Origin of the sequence: Salmonella sp. SAL04213 (assembly GCF_046550535.1) — a bacterium.
Taxonomy (GTDB): domain Bacteria; phylum Pseudomonadota; class Gammaproteobacteria; order Enterobacterales; family Enterobacteriaceae; genus Salmonella; species Salmonella enterica.
On the sequence record NZ_JBGDXS010000002.1, the window covers coordinates 402,219 to 422,705 of the forward strand.

Below are 20,487 nucleotides of genomic sequence, written 5' to 3' on the forward strand. Positions count from 1 at the left end.
GGACAGTCAGATTAGGTTTGGCGCTGTGCCATAGATATGTCAGCTCACATTTGTGCTAATGCGCATTAATTATCTAAACCAGTTATTAACCACTTCCTCAAACCGCTGGGTTACTTTTTCTCACGGGAATTTCTCTTCCACACAACGTTGTCCATGTAAGGCAATATTGTTTAAATCAGGGGATGCCAGCGCTTTATTAATGTCCCTGGCAATGGTCTCCGGGGTCATTGGCTCCTGCAAATGGAAGCCGGTATCCCCCTCTTTTACGAGCTCAGTCATCCCGCCGCGTGTACTGACCAGTACAGGCTTTCCTGCCCCATTGCTTCAATTGCAACCATGCAGAACGGTTCCTGGAATTGAAAGGGAATAACAACCAGAACTGCTAACGAATAGTAATTGTATATCTCTTCAGGCGTTACACCTTCAACCATATGACAGTGTGGTTTTAGCCGTTTTGCTAATTCCCGCACCTCACGCTGATAGGTTGCTTTTTCACCTTTACTTTTACTCATATAGTTACCAACGACAACTAACTCTATATCGTTGCGTTCCTTGAGGAGTTGTTCGAACGCCTGTAAAAGCAAAGTCACTCCCTTATCCGGTGATATACGGCCTGCAAAGAAAATCGTTTTTTCTCCGGAGTTATTCCCAGGTCAGACTTTTGCAGTGGTACAGCGTTTTTCTGATAGACCTCCAGGTCAATACCATTAGGGACGATAGCGATATCAGCATCCGGCAGGTACGCCTGATAATGCTTCTTCAAAAACATGCTGGGGACGATCGTTTTAACGTTTTGATCTAACCCATCAGGTTCGAAAGCATTATGCATATGCATAACCATTTTTGCCTTTGGGGCTCTTTTGCGGATCTGGCGGTACAGCTTTATGCTGTTATGAACGATGATTACACTATCATCGGTAACGTTAAAGTCTTTTGCAATATTCAGAATGCGCTGTGAGTAGGGGAGCGGGTCAAGGCGAGTCCACTTCTGAAAGAGGCGCTTATAGAGTCTTCTGAAACCTATGCGATGAACAGAACAATGGTCATTTACCTTTAAAAAATCACTATAACCTTCATTCTTAATACAAGCGATTCTGTTTGGTAGTTTTTGTTTGCCGTGCAACTTGGTACATCCATATCTCTACTGCGGCTGCACCACGCGGTGGTATGGAGAAAATTGGTGTAACCGTAAGCACTAATTTATCGATCATTGTAACTCCGTAAATCTTGTTGAGTTTTTACTCAACGAGGCGACTGCGCCTGACACTTCGTATTAACATTGCAGATAATTCTTATTTCATACGTAACAGATAAAAAACATGAACCAACTCACAACTTCGTTAGCTATTAATATTCTTGCTATGTACTTATTGGGGTATGCGAACCTTTCGACTTTTACACTGATGATGGCCGCAGCGATGTGCTCAATGAACTAGCTGGTTTGCAGTACCTCACTACCTGGCGGTAGGATGACGGTGGTTAGTTCGAAGAAGTTGCGGAAAACTCAATAGAATACAAGCAATAAAGTGGATTCTTGCAGTGTCCCGGTATAATGATAGCTGCCTGAATCATTGGTATATTTAACAGCAGGCCCTCGCTTTTTCGCTTAAAATCTGTTTTTTGTCACAAGCGGCAAGTGTTTAACATTTTCTCAGATTATAGATTAGCGTGCTAGCTAAAGATGTCGAGTGTGGGATGTGACATCTGGTGAACTTATAAAACTCCATAGCTAGTTAAGAACGAAATCGTTATTCGTTAAAAAAACGTTATTATTCATGCGGTCAGGAGAGCTAATAATAAGAGGAAAACTTGCCCGAAATCTGCCCGAATTAAAACGGAAAAAGTGATAACTAATTGAATCTATTAGAACGCAACGGAACGTATTTCAGACGATAAAATAGTGGTTTTTTGTTTAACTATATGAATTTAAAGTGAATTTTTATTTTTGGCGAGAACAGGAATCGAATTCGGTCTCTTTTTGTTTCCATTGTAAATCAATGGGTTATGTGTTTCCCTTCGAAATTTCCTCAAATTTCTGTATTCCGGTCTTTTTGGTTAGATCACATCCAAATCCGGGTTAACATTTCTTTTACAGTAAAATCAGAGCATCACGTAAGCTTTATTATTGCGTTCATCGAGATAGGGTTTCGTGGTGTTCTCTGAGGTGTGGCCCAGTAGTTTTTGAGCGAATTCCTCGCCGCGTTCGTCTTTGTACAGCCGACCAGCCAGGCTACGGATCTCGTGAAATGTCGGTGGGTTATCACTGAATTTAACACCTGAAATTTTTCTGGCTTTTACAAATTTCTTTGTGAGCCCATCCGGGTGAATATTCCCGGTCGGGCTATTTTTCCTGATTCCTGCACTGATCATGAAATCGGTTCTGCTTACCAGCCGGCAGCGATCGATAACCGTTCCCGGACGTAACCCTGGCACCTCAAGGGTCAGGGATAGGGGAATAGCTATTTTCATTCCGGTTTTAATTTGAGTTACGTATAAGCGGTTGTCAAAAACATCATTAAATTTCATGTTTACGATATCCTCCCTACGTTGACCTGTAACGAGTGCTAAATCCATCGCGAGAGGGAACCATGAGGGCATATGCTCGTGTAGCATTATAAACCTCTATTCGCAAGCGCTCCCTTGCAACTTCAATTTTTGGTACCTTGGCTTTTTCAACCGGATTCAGTGTTATTCTTCCTTCTACAACAGCTTCACAAAACATGTCAGATAGTACAGACCTCGTCGCCCCCGCCATCGTGTTTTTACCTTCCGCGATCCATAGCTCAAGAAATTCTGCAACATGACGCGTGCTTACTTCTGCCAGAATCATTTCTCCTAATCCGGGCAGTCCGTTTACGGGCCGTAAGTAACGAAGCTTAATGTAAATGTTAGATCGTATGCGCCTGTTAGGGGCTGCGGGTAAGATAGCCTTACAGACGCATCTGAAAAACCTCCGGCTATGCCGGAGAATATTTATTTACAAAAATCTTACTTCTTATCTTCCTTACTAAGGATACAAGAACTAATGGGAAAACTATACCGAATGAAAGATATGTTATTGTTTCAATGATTGACCCATTAGATGGGCCGTCAATGCGATGAAGATCATCAATTTGCTTGAGCCCTACAATGGTTAATAGAAGAGTTGCTATCTTGAAAAAGAAGAAGTGCATAGCGAGGATGTGTACTGTATTCTCGCCTATTGTTGTGAAAAATCTAACGAGTATGTTAGATTTTATGTGGTAAGAAATACCAATTACGAGAGAAATGCTAATAAGCGATAAAAAGATAAAGCAATACGGATCAATGCTTCCGTATAAATACATAGTTGGCCGTATTACAATGTAACTAAGGACTATGACGATTAGCGCTGGCAGCATAGCATTTATGCTGCTCAAGGATTTGAATCCAAATTTTTTAAATATATAGCCTATGTAGAAAAACGGCAAATAGACAAAGTATTGTGCGTTTGGAATGTGAGTGTTTATGTAGGGATTATTAGCAATTGCATTACTTTTTACAATCCACCAACCAATGAAGAATAAAATTAAAACTGAAGATCCAATTAGCAGTTTATTTTCTTTAACCACTCTATTTAGCCAATAAAAAACAAACTGCATTAAAATCAATACTGGTATGAACTACATTGCACCTGCCAGTGCTTCAGATGGTATTGTTATAGACCGTATAAATGCTGTGACATAATCAGTAGGTGAGTAATAAATGTAATTTGTAGGTTGTAACCCAAACTCAGTAAGTAAATTATGCGCCGATATGATTATCGCAGAATAAATAAGGTACTGACAAATAAGCTTTGATCTGCTTTTTAAAAATTTACTAAATCTGTCAGCATACTTGTCGTAATGAAAGAAATAACCCGATAGCAGAAAAAATCCGGCAACTTGATAGTAATAGTATACCTCCCCAAATGGGAAATTTGCAATGTGTCCAGCAACAACAGACAGCATCATAATTCCCTTGGCTATATCAAGACTTCTGTCTCTGTTGCTTCTTACAGATGGAGTTTGCAATAATTCTGGCGTTAGATTGTGCATGTCGTACAAAAAGTGAATTAATCAGTGCGAGAAATTTAACATATTACACTGGAAAAGAAAAACAACTTACCACTTGTGAGCAAAACCATCGCGCCAGAAAATTTACAAACATAAAAACCGTCTCTGCATTACAAACTTAGGAACGAGGGGGCTAAGGAGAACCCAGCATATGCAAGCGACAGCCAGAGATTCAAAATTGACGAGATCTGCAGGGTCAATTGCAGTACATGCTTGGCTGAGACTATGAATGGCTATGCCATTTTCCAGCCAGATCTTTCGCGTGCAGCTTCAGATGCCAATACCAGTGGAATGTAGACCACAGGTTCGTCATCAGGTTATAGCTCAGCAGGGCGGCTGTGACACCATCACTTCAGCGGGCCGGGGTACTCAAGCCAGATTCTGGTATTCTATCCAGACTTGGGGCAGAGTGACTAACAGAGATTGGTTATCCGGGCTGTATGTTACTTTACCATGCGTAGTGTTCAGTTTCAGACACTGCCGGACGGGCCCGAGTAGTCGGCGGTTCTCCTCTTTTAACCCGAGCATGTCTGCCAGTGCAGAGATGATGCAGAACCGTGAGTGCTCGTCGCTAATCTCCACCACACTGACTTTTTATTGATTGTAAATGAGTCTGTCATTCACGTAAATATCAAGCAGGTAAACCCCTGGCGCAATATAACCATCCCGGCTGAAGGCGGATAAATCCACACTGAGGTGGTCACTGCTTTTAAGAGAATCGGCGCTGAACTCCGTCGTCTCTACTGGCAACGTCAGTATATTCAGAGTAATTAGCAGTGTAGGCCAATTCAGTTTCATGGTATAAGCCGCTATCCGTGTTGCCTGTATAAATGAAAATCCGCCGCTGCTGATTTAAACCGTTCCGTGAAATAACAGCGCATCACTGAAGAAATAAACAATTCTGGCGTCCGGACATACCAGATAAATGGACAGCGAAACTGTTTATTAATATCTGAAATAAATATCGGCTTGTGGGCCGTATCAGAAGTGTTTCTGATTATAGATGACTGTGGTGCCGACAGTGCCTTGGGAGATTGATCCTCCAGCGGTTATCATACGTGCAAAGAAATTCAGCTTATTAGTCGCCGAATAGATATCCAGCGTAATATCACCTGCTGTAGGTGCCTTGCTCAGGTCCACAGGATTAACGCCATCACCTGTCAGAAGCTGAATAGCCACATTAGTAACAGAATTGCTTGCAGTATTTGCTATTTCTCCTTTAGCCAAATGACCGTCCAGTGGGGGCAGAACACTCGGGAATGTCATGGCCACTGTTGAATAGTGGCGGCACCCGCGCCTGAAGTACTTCCGAGGCCCTCAAATAAATACCCGGTAAGATTGATAATAACTGAAACCGAACTCGAGGACTTGCCTGCTGCTGAGACCCTGGTCTACTTTGATGCTCTCGCTGTCCGGCACAATGCTGTCCGACGCATCAATGGCTGAGACACTGAGGTCATCGCCCTCCCGCCAGCGTCAGTGGTGGCAATAGCGCCAGCAGTAAAAGTCGACGCGCCATATATCATACCGACAGTCGCTAGGGTAAGCATTATTTTATTACGCATAGATAATGTCATTTGAGCGAATGAGAATTATTGATCACAGGCTGAAGATAGGTCTGAAAATATTAATGAGAGACGTTCATGTAAAGCGGGTATCAATAATAAAAGCCACACCACCAAAGTGTCTGGCCCCCTCCCAGGACGCCGATATTTAATATAATTCATTGATAATAATAGTCAATTTGAATCAAAATAACAAAAAATAGATCGATACGATAAACGTTTATGATTGTGATTTAAGAGTAATCATGAAAGAAGCACTTTTAAAAAACTAACATGTCGAATGTCTTGTTTGTAAGTGTTTACCATGATTGTGAAATATTTTATAATATTATTGATGAAATGTGTCTTTTATTTTGCGGGAGAGCTCAATATCATGAATGATAATTTCAAGTCTGTGTTCAGACCGAAACGAAAACAGGATTAAATACTGCTACAAAATCAAATGTAAGGTTATTAATTCTAATGTTTTAAACTGTCCAGGCTCAAATGCAATAAAGATTCATCGGTGAAGCGGCATATTTCTTTAATTGTGATGGTCATCACGATAGTCGCCATGTACTTCGCAGCACTGAACATAGTATGAAACTACTACAGCTAACACTGTCTACTGGAGTAGTCTGGCTATCAGTCGTGTTGAGCACTGAAATGTTAAAGATACAACATATGCCGACTCTGGAAGTATTCCTTTGTCTCCGGTTAGACGAAAATTGTTATTGCAGCAGTTGAGAGAATTTCATATCACGGTCTCTTCAATTGCCGAAAGGATTTATATCTTTTTAGCCAAACAGCGTTATGCTGCTGAAATACTCGACTTGTAGGTTATCACAATAAAGCATTTTTTATGGCGCGAGCAAGTATTTATGGCGATTATTCTTGGTGGAGATGATAGCGTGTCACTGAAATTGATGAGTGCTGGAAAGTGTGTGCTGGGACTGTGGTATCATGGGCAAGGTAAAAGAGCGTACTTACATTTACCGGTATTTCATTCGCTTGGAGAAATACATTCTCTCTACCATGAAATGATAAAAAAATAATTGCTAAGGGGAGGGCTGGATGGCGTTTAACTAATTGCCCTTCGCCCCTGGCACGGCTAGAGGTACTCAGACAGCCGCTTGTAGGCGGCATGGTGCGGATACAAAAACATATTGCGCTGTTATATAAACTGTAAACTGGGCTGTGCGTATAATATGAATCTTTCACTCAGAGAAACCTGCTGACAGCGTTAGTACTCCACATAAACGTAATTAATTTTATACTAAATCTCTGTGGTATGGCGCAGGCGTTTAGAAGACAGGTCAATTGCGATCTGCTGGCTGGGATTTCGTCGCGCCACTCAAAAATGCGCAGAGTTTTTCACCCGCCGTCAATGGCTCAATGGGCGTTTTTCCGAGGGCGGTCTCAGTCATGACGATGGCAGGACCAATAAGCATGGACCATACTTCGCTCGCGTCTTGCTCAAGCGATGTGAAGGCAAGGAACAGTGTTTTATCTGAAGGAAAGCGGTGCTGAGTATTAAAAAGTTTCAGCCAGGCGCGGGACTGCCGGTCGGCCTGTGCTGATCGCGTGCCGAAGCGGAGTGCTCTTTTTAGTATGGCGATACCCACAATGCCTGGCCCCAGAATAAAGGGACTCCCGACGTTTATGGTGACGCCGACCCCGAGAAAAACGAGGGCGAATGACAGCACGTTATCTACTCTTCTGGTAAGGGTGCTGTATAGCTTTTCCAGAGAGTACCGGTAAAGAATTTGATAACTGATTTCATCCTTGCTCATACATCTCCAGATAGTTTTTCGATTACGCTCCGGTATGTTCCCGGAATCCTGACAGATTCTGCAATTATGCCACACTTCCTGGAGGGTATTAATTAGATGGAATATAAATAGCAGGCAAATATTTTGAGCTTTTAGTCGATATCGCTTTGAATATCATTTCTCCTGCATCAGGAGATGCTATTGTCGAGCATCGTGTCAAACGTTGCTGCGTCGGTCGGACTGCACAGGGTAACTCTCGCAGTCAGACTCTCATTATGGTCTCTAAATGGATAACCCGCAGTCGCAACACGCCGGATGTCACGACTGACGCTATTATTACCCTGGCTTGTTAAAGCGGCATGACCACATTTTCTATATATAATAATTGGTTGTCTTTCGACCAGTATTGTCGAGTTTTTTGGTTTAATTCCACAATCCATTTAAAAACGCCTGCTGTTGCCAGATCGGTACAGTATTTTTCATAGGAATGCTCCCCCGAAAAGTGTTTGGCTGAAGTCAATTTTATTAATTGCGTATTCGGTGTTGAATTGACTTTAATCAGCTTTCTATTGCTTTTAATAGAAATGAAGTGGCCTGCATGAGTGATAATTTTCACATTGCCGGTAGCAACAAAATAGATGTAATAAGCGATATTATTATATTCCAGATCGATTAGAAATGCGTTGAAATTTGCATCCTTTCTGACGCGCTCGAAAAAGTGGTTAAGCATAAGCTGTAATTCCATTTGTTAACCTATTGTAAGTTATAATGTTATATGTTGTGTTAGAGTATTGTTGCTTAAAAGCAGCCATACAAAGATGTTACCTAAAAGCAATAATAATCGCCTGGTATCATATAGTTTACGTTATGATTGGAATAGTGTTGCAATTGTTACTGATTATTTCTCGTAGCGCGTTTTTTTGACCACTAATAGATGCGTCAATCCATTTCATTTGTAGTTTTTCTGAACGCCATGAAAAGTCATAATATATAAAAATCAGTTAATTAATTGATATTTAGATAAGGATTACAGTGGCGGAGAGGTTTGGCGTGGAGACTTTATAGGTTTTGAAAAAGCGGCTAACCTGCAGGCAGGATAACTGACAGTCAGTGTTTGAATGGGGGCAAAATCGTAACAACATCAGCATAAATAATAATATTCATGAATGTTTTTTGTGATGTAGCAGCTGAATTGAAGTGATGTTTTGCCTGTTCAGGATTGTCCCGATAAAAATGTTCCTCGATAAAAGTCGATCACCTTGCGCCGAAAAAAAAACAGGCTAAGTGACAGAAGAACAAAATTCATCAGGAAAATAAAATTTATACAGATCAATGAGTAAGAATGGTTGTGGAGAAGGTGGCTATTTTTTGAAAGCAAGAAATATAAATAAAGTGTAGCTATGCATAGTTATCTAAAAGGAGAACTACCGTGACTAATATAACCCTATCCACCCAGCACTACAGAATCCATAGAAGTGACGTTGAACCAGTAAAAGAAAAAACAACGGAGAAGGACATTTTTGCGAAAAGTATTACTGCCGTTAGAAATAGCTTTATCAGCCTGTCGACGAGTTTGTCAGATCGCTTTAGCCTGCATCTGCAAACAGACATACCGACTACCCATTTTCATCGTGGGAACGCCTCTGAGGGTAGGGCAGTATTAACCAGTAAAACTGTTAAAGATTTTATGCTGCAAAAGCTCAATAGCCTGGATATCAAAGGTAATGCGAGTAAAGATCCGGCCTATGCTCGTCAGACATGCGAAGCCATGTTATCAGCCGTGTACAGTAATAATAAAGATCACTGTTGTAAATTACTCATCAGTAAAGGGGTCAGTATTACCCCCTTTCTGAAAGAGATAGGAGAGGCTGCGCAGAATGCGGGGCTACCTGGGGAGATAAAAAACGGCGTATTTACTCCAGGTGGGGCAGGAGCGAATCCTTTTGTCGTCCCCCTCATTGCTGCAGCGAGCATTAAATATCCGCATATGTTTATAAATCATAATCAGCAGGTGTCTTTTAAAGCGTATGCTGAGAAAATCGTTATGAAAGAGGTTGCGCCGCTGTTTAATAAGGGGACGATGCCGACGCCACAACAATTTCAGTTAACTATAGAAAATATTGCGAATAAGCATCTTCAGAATGCCTCCTGAAGATAGCAAACACAATACTGCTATTAACCATATGAATTAATAGCAGATTTTCTGAAAGTATATATTCATTTTTATGGCGACGCTTTTAACAAAACGTCGCCATCTTTATTTTAATATAAAAATAAAATGGATACCCTTAAAACTTAAAATAATTGTTATTACCCTAAATACCTACATAACCAGACAGTTTTTTTTGTAACGCTGCGTGTTGTTAAGTCTATGATACCCGCGCACGGATGATGTCTCGATAAGGATTAATGGTCTGTTAACTGTCAGGAGAGGTTATGCCGCCTTTAAAAAAAATTATGCTGCTCCTGTTTGTGGGGGTGATGGTCGCCACGGTAACGACACCTGCATTGGCGCTGGTTTGCCTTGCAACTCACTCAGCTCAAGAGTGTGCTGAAGTCTGTGGTGTCGATATGTGGTTTATGTTTTTGGCATGCTTTTAAGGAGGGAGAATATTGAAGGTGAACAGGCGATAGTGAGTAGCTCGCTGCGCCAGGGGATAACACTCCCCTGGCGCAGTCAGTTATATTTTAGTGCGATGATAACAAAGCATTTACTCACTACTGATGAAATTCGCTATTTACAACAGTGTACGTTTACTAAGCAAGAAAATCTGCACACGCTATCTTTTTATATCTGTCCTGGGTAATGAACGACAGGAAAACATGATGCGGCCTGAAGAGGTTTATCAGCGAATAGAGGCAAAGAATTGGCGGCATGTCTGGGTGGTCGGTGATATCCACGGCTGTTTTTCAATGTTAATGAAAAGGTTACGTGAGTGTCGATTTGATCCGCAACAAGACTTGTTAGTTTCTGTGGGCGATCTCATTGATAGAGGCCCGGACATCCTGGGTTGCCTGGCTTTACTGCGTGAGTCCTGGATGACGGCGGTTCGCGGCAATCATGAACAAATGGCGCTGGATGCGCGGGCCTCATCGCAGTCGACGCTGTGGTTGATGAATGGTGGCGACTGGTTTACCCGCCTGACGGCTGAACACGCTGCGCAAGCTGAAGCGCTTTTTATCCTTTGTCAGCGACTGCCCTGGATACTGGAAGTTCGCTGCCGCCATAGCACGCATGTGATCGCTCATGCTGATTACCCCGCGTCAACCTATCAATGGCAAAAAAAGGTCGATTTACATCAGGTTCTCTGGAGCCGCGAACGACTCATAAATAAGCGCGGCGGGATTAGCGGTGCCGATCATTTTTGGTTTGGCCATACGCCGTTGCGTCGGCGCATGGATTTCGCCAACGTACACTATATTGATACGGGCGCGGTATTTGGCGGGCAATTGACGTTAGCGCGGATACAATAGCGGTATCAGCGACCAGGGTTAAAAATCGCTATATTGCTGCGCAGGTCGCCAGAAGCCGTCGATAAAATCCTCTACCGGAAAACAGCCGCCATGGCGAATCCGTTGATCGTCCATCGAATAAAGACACTGCTGCTCGGTATCGTAGATGTCCACGACAATATCCTCGCATCCTCCATCCAGGTAACATACAAAAAGTACCAGCGCGAACATTACATCCTCAATGTTAACTACTTTACACGATAGTGTAGGAGAGGTTAGCGCAGGGGGGAAATGAGAAAAGGAAGAATAAATAACCCGCCTGGCGACGGGTTCTTTTTGAGTCAGGCAAGACGCATGACCCAGGCATCAGATTTAGGATCGTAATGATTACGGAACAAAACGGAATGTTCCCCGTTGAGAATGGCGGGAACGCTGGTTTCGGCATCCCAGGCGTCCAGTTGCATACATAAATCCGGATCGGATTTACAGGGGATTGTTAACGTTCGCTCCCCCGGCGATTCGCCATGTAATTCGGCATCGTCGATTTCAAAAGCGCCAATGCGCACACTGGTTTTCATCATCGTGCTCTCCGTTAATACGCTAATTGTGGTACGACCAGTTTAGCCGTCCATTTTTCAGCGTAGTCAACGTACGCAAAAGCGCCAGTCAAAAAGTGCGGTTTTTTTGTGCGCCTTTTAACTATTACCAGTAAAGAGTTTGCCATCACGTACCAGTTCACGCGGGTAACTGTTCTTTATTCTTGAGCCGATACGTTTTGCCAGACCAAGCGGCTGATGCTGGAACGTCACCAGGACATCATCAGCGGCAGGGGGTGTTTGCGGATAAATATCCCGACCGCGATACCACTCCTCCGCCTCTTGCGCAGAGAGTTCGAACGCGTGAGCATGAGTCGGGCAGGCAAGGGCTATCGTCGCCTCATGTTGCCAGCGATAGCCTTTATTATGACTTTCGGCCAGCTTAATGCCGAGCCGGGAAAAACGGACTTTTCCGATCAGTGATTCAATCTCTGCCGGGAACAGCCAGACCTCTTTTTCACGCTGCCAAAGATGGAGATTTTCATCCCATAGCAGTCCGACGGCGTTGGCCGCCTGGCTAACGTGTAATGCTTCGCGGCCTTTGAGGGGGGTAAAAGGAAACGTCCCCACTTTATACCCCGGCGCGGGCATGGCTGGAAGGGATGACATTTTACGCAGACGTGCGACAAAGAATCCTTCGCAGTCGTAAATTTGCGGGAAGACGTGCAGGAAGCCTTCCGGGGTGAGGGCGCGGTCAGCGTCAGGAAACAGATCACCCAGCGGCAAAAATTCAACGGCGTCGGCGTAGGTCTCTTTCAGCCAGAGGCAGACCTCTTCGTTTTCCTGGCGATTTAACGTGCAGGTGGAGTAGACCAGCGTGCCGCCGGGTCGTAAAGCATGAAAAGCGCTGTCGAGCAGTTCCCGCTGTGTCGCCGCGATATCCAGATTGCTTTCTGGCGACCAGTTTTTTAGCGCATCAGGATCTTTACGTACTACGCCTTCGCCAGAGCAGGGCGCATCCAGCAGGATAGCGTCAAACATCTCCGGTAACGCAGCGCCAAATACGCGGCCATCGAAATGCGTCAGTGCGGTATTGGCGATTCCACATCGGCTGATATTAGCGTGCAGAACTTTGACGCGGCTGGCCGAAAATTCGTTGGCCAGAATGGCGCCGCGGTTCCCCATGCGGGCAGCGATCTGCGTGGTTTTGGAGCCAGGCGCTGCTGCCATATCCATGACCCGCTGCGGATGATTATCATCGGCGAACAGGGCCGCGACCGGCAGCATCGAACTGGCCTCCTGAATGTAAAACAGGCCGCTTAAATGCTCAGCGGTACTGCCAAGCGGCAATGCCTCTTCATCATCGCGCTCGATCCAGAATCCTTCATGACACCACGGAATTGGCGTGAGCGACCAGCCGTAGGGCGCGATTAGGGCAAGGAAATCAGCCACGGATATTTTAAGCGTATTGATGCGTATACTGCGGCGCAACGGGCGTTGGCAGGCCGAAATAAATTCATCAAAAGAGAGCGTGGAAGGCATTGCTTCACGCATTTGCGTCAGAAAAGCGTCAGGAAAATAGACAGCGTGTTGAGCCACAGGTGTATCGCCGGCAAAAAAACAGGCGCGCAGTGTAGCATAAAACGCTCCGGCGCGAGTACGCCGGAGCCGGGTGTTTAACGTGGCAGAGCGGTACCCCATTCACGCCACTCTTTCGGTTCGCTCTCTTGTAACAGGAAATGCTTACCGGCTTGCGCTTTTGGCGCCAGCGGCGTACCAGGTGGAGTAGCGAAGGCGATACCGCCACGGATGAACTGATTAAATGTCCCCGTTTTCACCACGCCGCCTGTCAGACCAAAGTCGAGACTATAGCCGGAGGCAAGCCAGAATACGGAGTTATTACGCACCAGATATTGGTAACGCTTACTGATGCGCAAGGTGATCATCACGCGATCGGAGAGCGACCCCAGGGACATTCCGGTGACGGTTCCCACTTCGATACCGCGGAACAGGACGGGGGTGCCAATATTAAGCGAGCCTGCTTCTGGCGCCTCCACGACGATGCTTAACCCATCCAGATAGCGTGAGTCGGTAATCGTGGCTTCCTGCAGTTCAAAGTCGCGCCGTGCCGCGCCGCGTCCTGGCTCAACGTTAATATAGGGCTGGAGAATCGTATCCAGATGCTCGACGCCCGCCGCGGAAATTTGTGGCGTAATAACGGAAAAACGTGTCCCGGCGCGGGCAAATGTCTGTACATACTCCGGATAAAGTACGGCTTTTGCCTGCACTTCATTACGTGCGGTGATCAATTCCAGCGTCTGGATCTGGCCGATATCAATACCGAGGTAACGAATGGGCATCCCTTCCGCCAATTTTCCGGCGTCGAACGCGTGCAGCGTAATTTGTCCGCCTACCGCGCGGGCGGAAGTTTCTGAAGCATAAAGAATGCGTTTATCGCCTTTGCGCCGACTGGCGCTGGCGCCGCTCAGGTTATCAAAACTAATGGCCCCTTTCAGCGCGCGGGAGAGTGGCGAGGCCTGTACCGTTAGGCCGCTGCCGTTAAGTTGCACTTTCGCGCCGCCTTCCGCCCAGAACACGCTATTGCTGGTTAACAGGTGGCGATACTCCGGCTTAATATGCAGGTCGATGTCAAAGGTATTGGCGCGTGGGCGAACGGTGATGACTTCGCCTACTTCAAATTTTCGATACAGCACGACGGAACCTGCCTGGACATCCGGCAACGTTTCGGCCGTCAGCGTTAAGGTGGTAGTCGGTAAGTCACTGAGGCTATTTTCCAGCGCTTTTTCCAGGTTAGCATAGAGCGGGTAGGTGGATTTCATCTTCCCGCTCGTACCGGGTAAAATACGAATTCCGCCGTCAATCCACTCGCTGGCGCTGGCGCCGAGGAACTCTACGCCGTCAAGGCCGACTTTGACATCCACCCGGCTGTTAACCACGAATTTACTGTCGCCCTGTACCAAATCCCGGTGCTGCGGTTCAATCGCGACGGTGAATGACACGCCTTTACTGGATAAGTTGCGCTCGATGACCTGGCCAATTTTTACACCATGTAAAATTAACGGCTGGCCCGGTTCGATACCGTAACTTTCCGGGGCCGTCAGCGTCAGGGTTAAGGCATTCGCCTCATGCAGCAGGGCTTTTTCACCCGGCACCACCACAAATTCACTGCGCGGTTCGCCGTCGCCCGGCACCAGTTCGAAGGTTTTTCCGGTTAACAACGAACTGATATTCGCGTCGCTCAGCGACAGTTTGGGATTGCGTAACTCAATGCGCGTATTTTCCCGCATCAGCGGAACAACGCTGGGATCGACGGTCATCTCTCCGGTGACTTTACCGCCAGGGTTGAGCGTCAGTTTAGAAAGCTCACCCACCTCCAGTCCCTGGTACATGAGCGGCGTAGATTCCGCCTTCAGACCGTCTCCGCTGGGCAGCTCAAGTTTAACGATTACCCCTCGTTGGCTGTGGGCTAAATCTTTATATAAGCCGAACGTGTCATCCTGGGCGGCGGGTTTGGAATTGTCCGGCGAATCAAACGCAATCGCACCATTGACCAGGGCCGCGAGGCTCTCCAGTTTCACCTTCGCGCCGCTCAGGCTTAGATCGGCGTCAATGCCGGAGACATTCCAGAAACGGCTGCCTTTTTTCACCAGATCGGTAAACCGTCGCTCAATCAGAACGTCAATCGTCACGCCCTGTTTGTTAGGGTTAATCGAATAGTCATACACCCGTCCGACAGGGATTTTACGGAAATAGACCAGTGAACCGCTATTAAGCGAACCGAGATCCGGCGCATTGAGATGAATCATCAGATCGCCGTTGCTAAGCCGGTATTTAGGCTGTGTATCCAGGGCGACGAAATGATCCCTGGGCTTGCCTTTACCTGGCATCATACCGATGTAATTCCCGCCGACCAACGCATCCAGGCCGGAAACGCCCGCCAGCGAGGCTTTGGGCGTCACCAGCCAGAATTGCGTCTCTTCGCGCAACGCATCTTCCATATCTGATTTGATACTGACGCGAACTTCAATTTTGCGCAGATCTTTGCTCAGGCTGACATCTTCCACGGTGCCGACTTCTACTCCCTGATAACGAACGGGAGTACGGCCCGGTACGATACCGTCCGCCGACATAAAATCGATAGTCACGCTATTGCCGCGATCCTGGTAGCTATCCCATACCAGCCACCCTGCGATCATTAGCGCGATAAGCGGTAGCAGCCAGAAAGGTGAAATACGGCGTTTGGTTTTAATTTGCGCTTCAGTCTTCGAAGCGGGCGTTTCCTGACTCATGTGCATCCCAAAGTAAGCGGCTATCCAGCCATTCCACTGCAAGAATAGTCAAAATTACCGCTGCGCCGAAATAAAACGCAGCCGGTCCCATAGTAAAAGCCAGAATCTGATCGCGATTAATCAGAGACATGGTTAACGAGATAACGAAAAGATCCAGCATCGACCAGCGGCCTATCCATGTCACCAGACGCAGCAACAGAATTCGCGTCCGCAGTCCCTGTTCGCATTTAAAATGGATACTCAATAGTAGCGTAAACATCACGATGACTTTGGTAAACGGCACCAAAATACTGGCGATAAAAACGACGGCGGCGACGGCGATATTGCTGCTGGCAAGCGACATAATGCCCGACAGGATAGTATCTTCCTGACGCTCGCCATTAATGTAGATTACCGAGATAGGCAGCAGGTTTGCCGGCAGCAAAAAGACAATAGACGCCAGCAAGGCCGCCCAACACTTCTGTATGCTCTGTTTTCTGCGTAACCGTAGCGGAATATGACAACGCGGGCAGCGTCCTTTCGCATCCGGATAGCCGCTAAAGTGGCAGCCAAGACAGACGCGCAATCTTTCGTCCGCACGTTGAGCAGGGCGCTGCGGATAAAATCGTTCCCATAGTTGCTCCACATTCAGATGAATCATAGTCAGAATGCTAAGAACCACCAACGAGACGAACGCTAAAAGCCCGATGCCCGGCTGCAGAAAGGCATAGTCCTGCACTTTGATAGAGGCAACGCCAATACCGACCAGATAGATGTCCAGCATCACCCACTCTTTCAGTTTTTCCAGCATCAGCAGGACTGGACGCAGATTCATGCCGAGAAGGCTGCCAAACCACAGGTAAGCAATTGAAAAAACCAGAATAAGCGGCGCGCCCACCACGCAAAAGAGCACCATTGCGGCGGTTAACGGATCGCCCTGCTGCGTCATTTGCCAGATGCCGTGCATCACATTGGCATCAATGCGTACGCCCAACAGGTAGATATGGAGTAGCGGTTCACTCCAGGCAAACGGCATCAATAGCAGCATGGTTACTGCCATCGCGGTCAGCCGCGTCAGCGACCAGTCGCGCCCATCGCGAATTTTGGCCTGGCAACGAGGACAATAAGCGCTTTGATGAGCGCTCATCTCCGGCAAGCTGAACAGCATGTCGCATTCAGGGCAGCGCTGGTAGTGGCTGCGCGGCAGCGCTTCGCTAATTGACCTGATTGTTAGCTTTTTTGTTGGCGTGACGTGTGAGGTGTTCAGAGCCATGTATCGTGAATCAAAGTGTTAGAATAATGTAATCTTAACTCATGACAGGAATAATCTTGAGCAAGAACGCATTTAATGCTTATTTTAATAGCCTGTGTTTAGGAGTAAGACCACGAAGTGATTATATAATGAGCAAAACAGAACTATACGCGGCGTTAAACCGCGATTTTCAGTCGTTAATGGCAGGTGAAACCAGCTTTCTGGCCACGCTGGCGAATACCAGCGCGCTACTGTTCGAACGTCTTACCGAGGTGAACTGGGCAGGGTTTTATCTCCTCGAAGGCGATACGCTGGTGTTGGGGCCGTTTCAGGGGCGAATCGCCTGTGTGCGGATTCCGGTTGGTCGCGGCGTGTGCGGCGCAGCGGTAGCGCAGAATAAGGTTCAACGTATTGATGATGTTCATGCGTTTGACGGCCATATTGCCTGTGATGCCGCCAGCAACGCCGAAATTGTGCTGCCTGTCACGGTTGGCGAACGGATTATCGGCGTGCTGGATATAGATAGCACGGCGTTTGGCCGTTTTACCGAAGAAGATGAACACGGCCTGCGTACGCTGGTCGCACAGCTTGAAACCGTGCTTGCAACGACGGATTACAAAAAATTCTTTGCGAGCGTCGCAGGATAATCAACGGATAACGTAGCAATTACTGATGGCGTCATTATAATGACGCCTGTTCATGCCTGCTGCTTGTTGGCTACGTCCGTTGTAATCAGGAAATTTCATGGAAAATCAACCTAAGTTGAATAGCAGTAAAGAAGTTATCGCGTTTCTGGCCGAGCGTTTTCCTCACTGTTTTAGTGCGGAAGGCGAAGCTCGCCCGCTGAAAATTGGTATTTTTCAGGATCTGGTAGAGCGAGTTGGGGGCGAAATGAACCTCAGCAAAACGCAACTTCGTTCCGCTTTACGTCTTTATACTTCAAGCTGGCGTTACCTGTACGGCGTTAAGCCGGGCGTAACGCGCGTCGACCTTGATGGCAATCCGTGCGGCGAGCTGGAAGAACAGCATGTCGAACATGCGCGTAAGCAGCTTGAAGAAGCCAAAGCCCGTGTTCAGGCGCAGCGCGCAGAGCAGCAAGCGAAAAAACGCGAAGCTGCCGCGGCGGCTGGCGAAAAAGAAGACGCGCCGCGACGCGAGCGTAAACCTCGCCCGGTAGCGCGTCGTAAAGAAGGCGCTGAACGTAAACCTCGCGCTGATAAACCGACGACGAAAGCGCCGCGTGCGCCTCGCGAAGAGAAGCACACGCCGGTTTCTGATATTTCAGTATTGACCGTAGGGCAGTCCCTCAAGGTGAAAGCGGGTAATAATGCGATGGATGCCACCGTATTAGAAATCACCAAAGATGGTGTCCGTGTACAGCTGAATTCGGGTATGTCTTTGATTGTACGCGCAGAACACCTGGTGTTCTGAAACGGAGGCCAGGCCTGGCATGAACACTTTTTTTAGGCTTACCGCGTTAGCTGGCCTGCTTGCATTAGCAGGCCAGTCCTTCGCCGTGGAAGATATTACGCGTGCCGATCAAATTCCCGTACTAAAGGAAGAGACGCAACATGCGACGGTGAGCGAGCGAGTAACGTCGCGTTTTACCCGCTCCCACTATCGCCAGTTCGATCTGGATGAGGCATTTTCGGCAAAGATTTTTGATCGCTATCTGAATCTTCTCGACTATAGCCACAACGTTTTGTTGGCGAGCGATGTCGAGCAGTTTGCGAAAAAGAAAACCGTGTTGGGCGATGAGCTGCGCACGGGTAAGCTGGATGTTTTTTACGATCTTTATAACCTGGCGCAAAAGCGCCGGTTTGAACGTTACCAGTACGCGCTAAAAGTGCTGGAACGGCCAATGGATTTCACCGGAAACGATACGTTTAACCTGGACCGCAGTAAAGCGCCCTGGCCGAAAGATGAGGCTGAGCTAAATGCGCTGTGGGATGGTAAAGTGAAATTCGATGAGCTCAGTCTGAAACTCACCGGCAAGAGCGACAAAGAAATTCGCGAAACGCTGACGCGTCGCTACAAATTCGCTATTCGTCGCCTGGCGCAGACCAACAGTGAAGATGTGTTCTCGCTGGCGATGACCGCTTTTGCGCGTGAAATCGACCCGCATACGAATTATCTTTCTCCCCGCAATACCGAGCAGTTTAATACCGAAATGAGCCTGTCTCTGGAAGGTATCGGCGCGGTGCTGCAAATGGATGACGATTATACTGTCATTAACTCATTGGTTGCCGGCGGCCCGGCAGCGAAGAGCAAGTCGATTAGCGTCGGCGATCGTATCGTCGGCGTAGGGCAAGCCGGAAAACCGATGGTCGACGTCATTGGCTGGCGTCTTGACGATGTGGTGGCGCTGATCAAAGGGCCAAAAGGCAGCAAGGTTCGACTGGAAATACTGCCGGCTGGCAAAGGGACGAAAACGCGTATTATCACGCTGACGCGTGAACGGATTCGTCTTGAAGATCGCGCGGTTAAAATGTCGGTGAAAACCGTCGGCAAGGAAAAAGTTGGTGTACTGGATATTCCAGGCTTCTATGTTGGCTTGACCGATGATGTCAAAGTTCAGCTTCAGAAGCTGGAAAAACAGAACGTTAACAGCATCGTTATCGATCTGCGTTCAAACGGCGGTGGGGCGCTGACGGAAGCCGTTTCGCTTTCCGGTCTGTTTATCCCTTCTGGTCCGATAGTTCAGGTGCGCGACAATAACGGCAAAGTGCGTGAGGATAGCGACACCGACGGCGTGGTCTACTACAAAGGCCCGCTGGTGGTGCTGGTCGATCGTTTCAGTGCCTCGGCATCGGAAATCTTCGCTGCCGCGATGCAGGATTATGGTCGCGCGCTGATTGTCGGTGAGCCGACCTTCGGTAAAGGGACGGTACAGCAATATCGTTCGCTAAACCGAATTTACGATCAGATGCTTCGCCCGGAATGGCCTGCGCTGGGTTCGGTGCAGTACACCATTCAGAAGTTTTACCGTGTCAACGGCGGTAGTACGCAGCGTAAAGGGGTCACGCCGGATATCATCATGCCGACCGGCAATGAAGAGACGGAAACCGGAGAAAAATTTGAAGATAACGCCTTGCCGTGGGATAGCATTGATGCGGCGAAATACGTGAAATCGGACGATTTGGCCCCGTTTGGCCCGGAATTATTGAAAGAACACAACGCGCGTATCGCCAAAGATCCTGAGTTTCAGTACATCATGAAGGATATCGCACGTTTCAATGCCATGAAGGATAAGCGCAACATCGTCTCTCTGAATTATGCGCAGCGTGAGAAAGAGAACAATGAAGAAGACGCTCTGCGTCTGGCGCGTATTAACGATCGGTTTAAACGTGAAGGTAAACCGTTGCTGAAGAAACTGGACGATCTGCCAAAGGATTACCAGGAGCCGGACCCGTACCTTGATGAAACGGTGAAGATTGCTCTGGACCTGGCGCATCTTGAAAAAGAAAAACCAGCGGAGCAGGCGGCAGCCAATAAGTAACGCTAAACAGGCACAAAAAATTGTGCCTGTTTTTTTTTAACAAGCGCAGAAGTCGTCAGGATAATGCTA

General features: G+C 47.1%; 17 protein-coding genes and 3 pseudogenes. 8 read left to right on the forward strand and 12 right to left on the reverse strand.

The genetic code is table 11. The annotated features are described in order from the left end of the window. Positions 1-120: 120 nt before the first annotated feature. The 5 genes and pseudogenes from ACLJPQ_RS06820 to ACLJPQ_RS06840 form a co-directional block, all read right to left on the reverse strand. A pseudogene (locus ACLJPQ_RS06820) lies at positions 121-1,211 on the reverse strand (lipopolysaccharide N-acetylglucosaminyltransferase). Between the two features lie 889 nt (positions 1,212-2,100). Continuing rightward, positions 2,101-2,839 (reverse strand): annotated as a pseudogene (locus tag ACLJPQ_RS06825) (tyrosine-type recombinase/integrase); the annotation flags it as partial. A gap of 118 nt (positions 2,840-2,957) precedes the next feature. Then, positions 2,958-4,055 (reverse strand): annotated as a pseudogene (locus tag ACLJPQ_RS06830) (acyltransferase family protein). A 612-nt stretch (positions 4,056-4,667) separates the two neighbouring features. Beyond that, positions 4,668-4,871, reverse strand: coding sequence for a FimD/PapC N-terminal domain-containing protein (locus tag ACLJPQ_RS06835; RefSeq protein WP_000775184.1), 204 nt, complete (start codon positions 4,869-4,871; stop codon positions 4,668-4,670). A 183-nt stretch (positions 4,872-5,054) separates the two neighbouring features. After that, positions 5,055-5,300 carry a hypothetical protein gene (locus ACLJPQ_RS06840; RefSeq protein ID WP_223154444.1) on the reverse strand — a complete coding sequence of 82 codons (246 nt, stop codon included), beginning with the start codon at positions 5,298-5,300 and terminating at the stop codon, positions 5,055-5,057. A gap of 1,198 nt (positions 5,301-6,498) precedes the next feature. Here ACLJPQ_RS06840 and ACLJPQ_RS06845 point away from each other — a divergent pair. Next, complete coding sequence (locus ACLJPQ_RS06845) at positions 6,499-6,672, forward strand: CZB domain-containing protein (protein WP_001518512.1); 174 nt, start codon at positions 6,499-6,501, stop codon at positions 6,670-6,672. 261 nt (positions 6,673-6,933) lie between these two features. Here ACLJPQ_RS06845 and ACLJPQ_RS06850 read toward each other — a convergent pair whose 3' ends face one another. Together ACLJPQ_RS06850 and ACLJPQ_RS06855 are read right to left on the reverse strand one after the other, a co-directional pair. After that, on the reverse strand, positions 6,934-7,410 hold the full coding sequence (locus tag ACLJPQ_RS06850) for a hypothetical protein (RefSeq protein WP_079967259.1): 477 nt from the start codon (positions 7,408-7,410) through the stop codon (positions 6,934-6,936). Between the two features lie 328 nt (positions 7,411-7,738). Next, the gene (locus ACLJPQ_RS06855) at positions 7,739-8,134 is read right to left on the reverse strand and encodes a DUF1398 domain-containing protein (protein ID WP_000422887.1); all 396 of its coding nucleotides are present in this window, start codon (positions 8,132-8,134) and stop codon (positions 7,739-7,741) included. 684 nt (positions 8,135-8,818) lie between these two features. Between ACLJPQ_RS06855 and sopE2 the strand changes: the two genes are divergently transcribed. The 4 genes from sopE2 (at position 8,819) to pphA (ending at position 10,863) form a co-directional block, all read left to right on the forward strand. Next, entirely contained in the window at positions 8,819-9,541 is a 723-nt protein-coding gene (sopE2, locus tag ACLJPQ_RS06860; protein WP_001648994.1) for an SPI-1 type III secretion system guanine nucleotide exchange factor SopE2, read from the forward strand. Positions 9,542-9,825: 284 nt separating this feature from the next. Then, the gene (locus ACLJPQ_RS06865; protein ID WP_001134854.1) at positions 9,826-9,990 is read left to right on the forward strand and encodes a hypothetical protein; all 165 of its coding nucleotides are present in this window, start codon (positions 9,826-9,828) and stop codon (positions 9,988-9,990) included. Then, entirely contained in the window at positions 9,981-10,196 is a 216-nt protein-coding gene (locus ACLJPQ_RS06870; RefSeq protein ID WP_024149241.1) for a hypothetical protein, read from the forward strand. Before ACLJPQ_RS06865 ends, ACLJPQ_RS06870 begins: the two co-directional genes overlap by 10 nt. Positions 10,197-10,212: 16 nt before the next feature. Beyond that, positions 10,213-10,863 carry a protein-serine/threonine phosphatase gene (pphA, locus tag ACLJPQ_RS06875; protein ID WP_080185031.1) on the forward strand — a complete coding sequence of 217 codons (651 nt, stop codon included), beginning with the start codon at positions 10,213-10,215 and terminating at the stop codon, positions 10,861-10,863. A gap of 18 nt (positions 10,864-10,881) precedes the next feature. On the opposite strand, the gene ACLJPQ_RS06880 is transcribed toward pphA, so the two are convergent. From ACLJPQ_RS06880 to yebS, 5 genes are all read right to left on the reverse strand, one after another. Next, entirely contained in the window at positions 10,882-11,073 is a 192-nt protein-coding gene (locus ACLJPQ_RS06880) for a YebW family protein (RefSeq protein ID WP_000457838.1), read from the reverse strand. A 110-nt stretch (positions 11,074-11,183) separates the two neighbouring features. Further along, complete coding sequence (locus tag ACLJPQ_RS06885; RefSeq protein WP_024131167.1) at positions 11,184-11,420, reverse strand: YebV family protein; 237 nt, start codon at positions 11,418-11,420, stop codon at positions 11,184-11,186. Between the two features lie 117 nt (positions 11,421-11,537). Further along, positions 11,538-12,977, reverse strand: a complete 1,440-nt coding sequence (rsmF, locus tag ACLJPQ_RS06890) for a 16S rRNA (cytosine(1407)-C(5))-methyltransferase RsmF (RefSeq protein WP_080185040.1) — start codon at positions 12,975-12,977, stop codon at positions 11,538-11,540. A 77-nt stretch (positions 12,978-13,054) separates the two neighbouring features. Further along, positions 13,055-15,688, reverse strand: a complete 2,634-nt coding sequence (locus tag ACLJPQ_RS06895) for a PqiB family protein (RefSeq protein WP_001529852.1) — start codon at positions 15,686-15,688, stop codon at positions 13,055-13,057. Continuing rightward, positions 15,657-16,940: a membrane integrity lipid transport subunit YebS gene (gene yebS / locus ACLJPQ_RS06900; RefSeq protein WP_080185030.1), complete on the reverse strand. Its 1,284-nt coding sequence runs from the start codon at positions 16,938-16,940 to the stop codon at positions 15,657-15,659. Before yebS ends, ACLJPQ_RS06895 begins: the two co-directional genes overlap by 32 nt. A gap of 128 nt (positions 16,941-17,068) precedes the next feature. Here yebS and ACLJPQ_RS06905 point away from each other — a divergent pair, with 128 nt between their 5' ends. From ACLJPQ_RS06905 to prc, 3 genes are all read left to right on the forward strand, one after another. Continuing rightward, positions 17,069-17,566 (forward strand): GAF domain-containing protein, encoded by a 498-nt coding sequence (locus tag ACLJPQ_RS06905; RefSeq protein ID WP_001518229.1) that lies wholly within the window; start codon positions 17,069-17,071, stop codon positions 17,564-17,566. Positions 17,567-17,663: 97 nt separating this feature from the next. After that, on the forward strand, positions 17,664-18,350 hold the full coding sequence (gene proQ, locus ACLJPQ_RS06910) for an RNA chaperone ProQ (protein ID WP_080185029.1): 687 nt from the start codon (positions 17,664-17,666) through the stop codon (positions 18,348-18,350). Positions 18,351-18,369: 19 nt separating this feature from the next. Beyond that, positions 18,370-20,418 (forward strand): carboxy terminal-processing peptidase, encoded by a 2,049-nt coding sequence (prc, locus tag ACLJPQ_RS06915; protein ID WP_001091237.1) that lies wholly within the window; start codon positions 18,370-18,372, stop codon positions 20,416-20,418. Positions 20,419-20,487: the final 69 nt, after the last annotated feature.

Bases quoted from the DNA above. Each gene is read 5' to 3' on its own strand.
- ACLJPQ_RS06870 (WP_024149241.1), top strand. From the start codon at position 9,981: ATGCTTTTAAGGAGGGAGAATATTGAAGGTGAACAGGCGATAGTGAGT.
- ACLJPQ_RS06865 (WP_001134854.1), top strand. From the start codon at position 9,826: ATGCCGCCTTTAAAAAAAATTATGCTGCTCCTGTTTGTGGGGGTGATG.
- ACLJPQ_RS06885 (WP_024131167.1), bottom strand. From the start codon at position 11,420: ATGAAAACCAGTGTGCGCATTGGCGCTTTTGAAATCGACGATGCCGAA.
- ACLJPQ_RS06880 (WP_000457838.1), bottom strand. From the start codon at position 11,073: ATGTTCGCGCTGGTACTTTTTGTATGTTACCTGGATGGAGGATGCGAG.
- ACLJPQ_RS06895 (WP_001529852.1), bottom strand. From the start codon at position 15,688: ATGAGTCAGGAAACGCCCGCTTCGAAGACTGAAGCGCAAATTAAAACC.
- ACLJPQ_RS06835 (WP_000775184.1), bottom strand. From the start codon at position 4,871: ATGAAACTGAATTGGCCTACACTGCTAATTACTCTGAATATACTGACG.
- pphA (WP_080185031.1), top strand. From the start codon at position 10,213: ATGATGCGGCCTGAAGAGGTTTATCAGCGAATAGAGGCAAAGAATTGG.
- proQ (WP_080185029.1), top strand. From the start codon at position 17,664: ATGGAAAATCAACCTAAGTTGAATAGCAGTAAAGAAGTTATCGCGTTT.
- ACLJPQ_RS06845 (WP_001518512.1), top strand. From the start codon at position 6,499: ATGGCGATTATTCTTGGTGGAGATGATAGCGTGTCACTGAAATTGATG.
- ACLJPQ_RS06855 (WP_000422887.1), bottom strand. From the start codon at position 8,134: ATGGAATTACAGCTTATGCTTAACCACTTTTTCGAGCGCGTCAGAAAG.
- ACLJPQ_RS06850 (WP_079967259.1), bottom strand. From the start codon at position 7,410: ATGAGCAAGGATGAAATCAGTTATCAAATTCTTTACCGGTACTCTCTG.
- ACLJPQ_RS06905 (WP_001518229.1), top strand. From the start codon at position 17,069: ATGAGCAAAACAGAACTATACGCGGCGTTAAACCGCGATTTTCAGTCG.
- prc (WP_001091237.1), top strand. From the start codon at position 18,370: ATGAACACTTTTTTTAGGCTTACCGCGTTAGCTGGCCTGCTTGCATTA.
- yebS (WP_080185030.1), bottom strand. From the start codon at position 16,940: ATGGCTCTGAACACCTCACACGTCACGCCAACAAAAAAGCTAACAATC.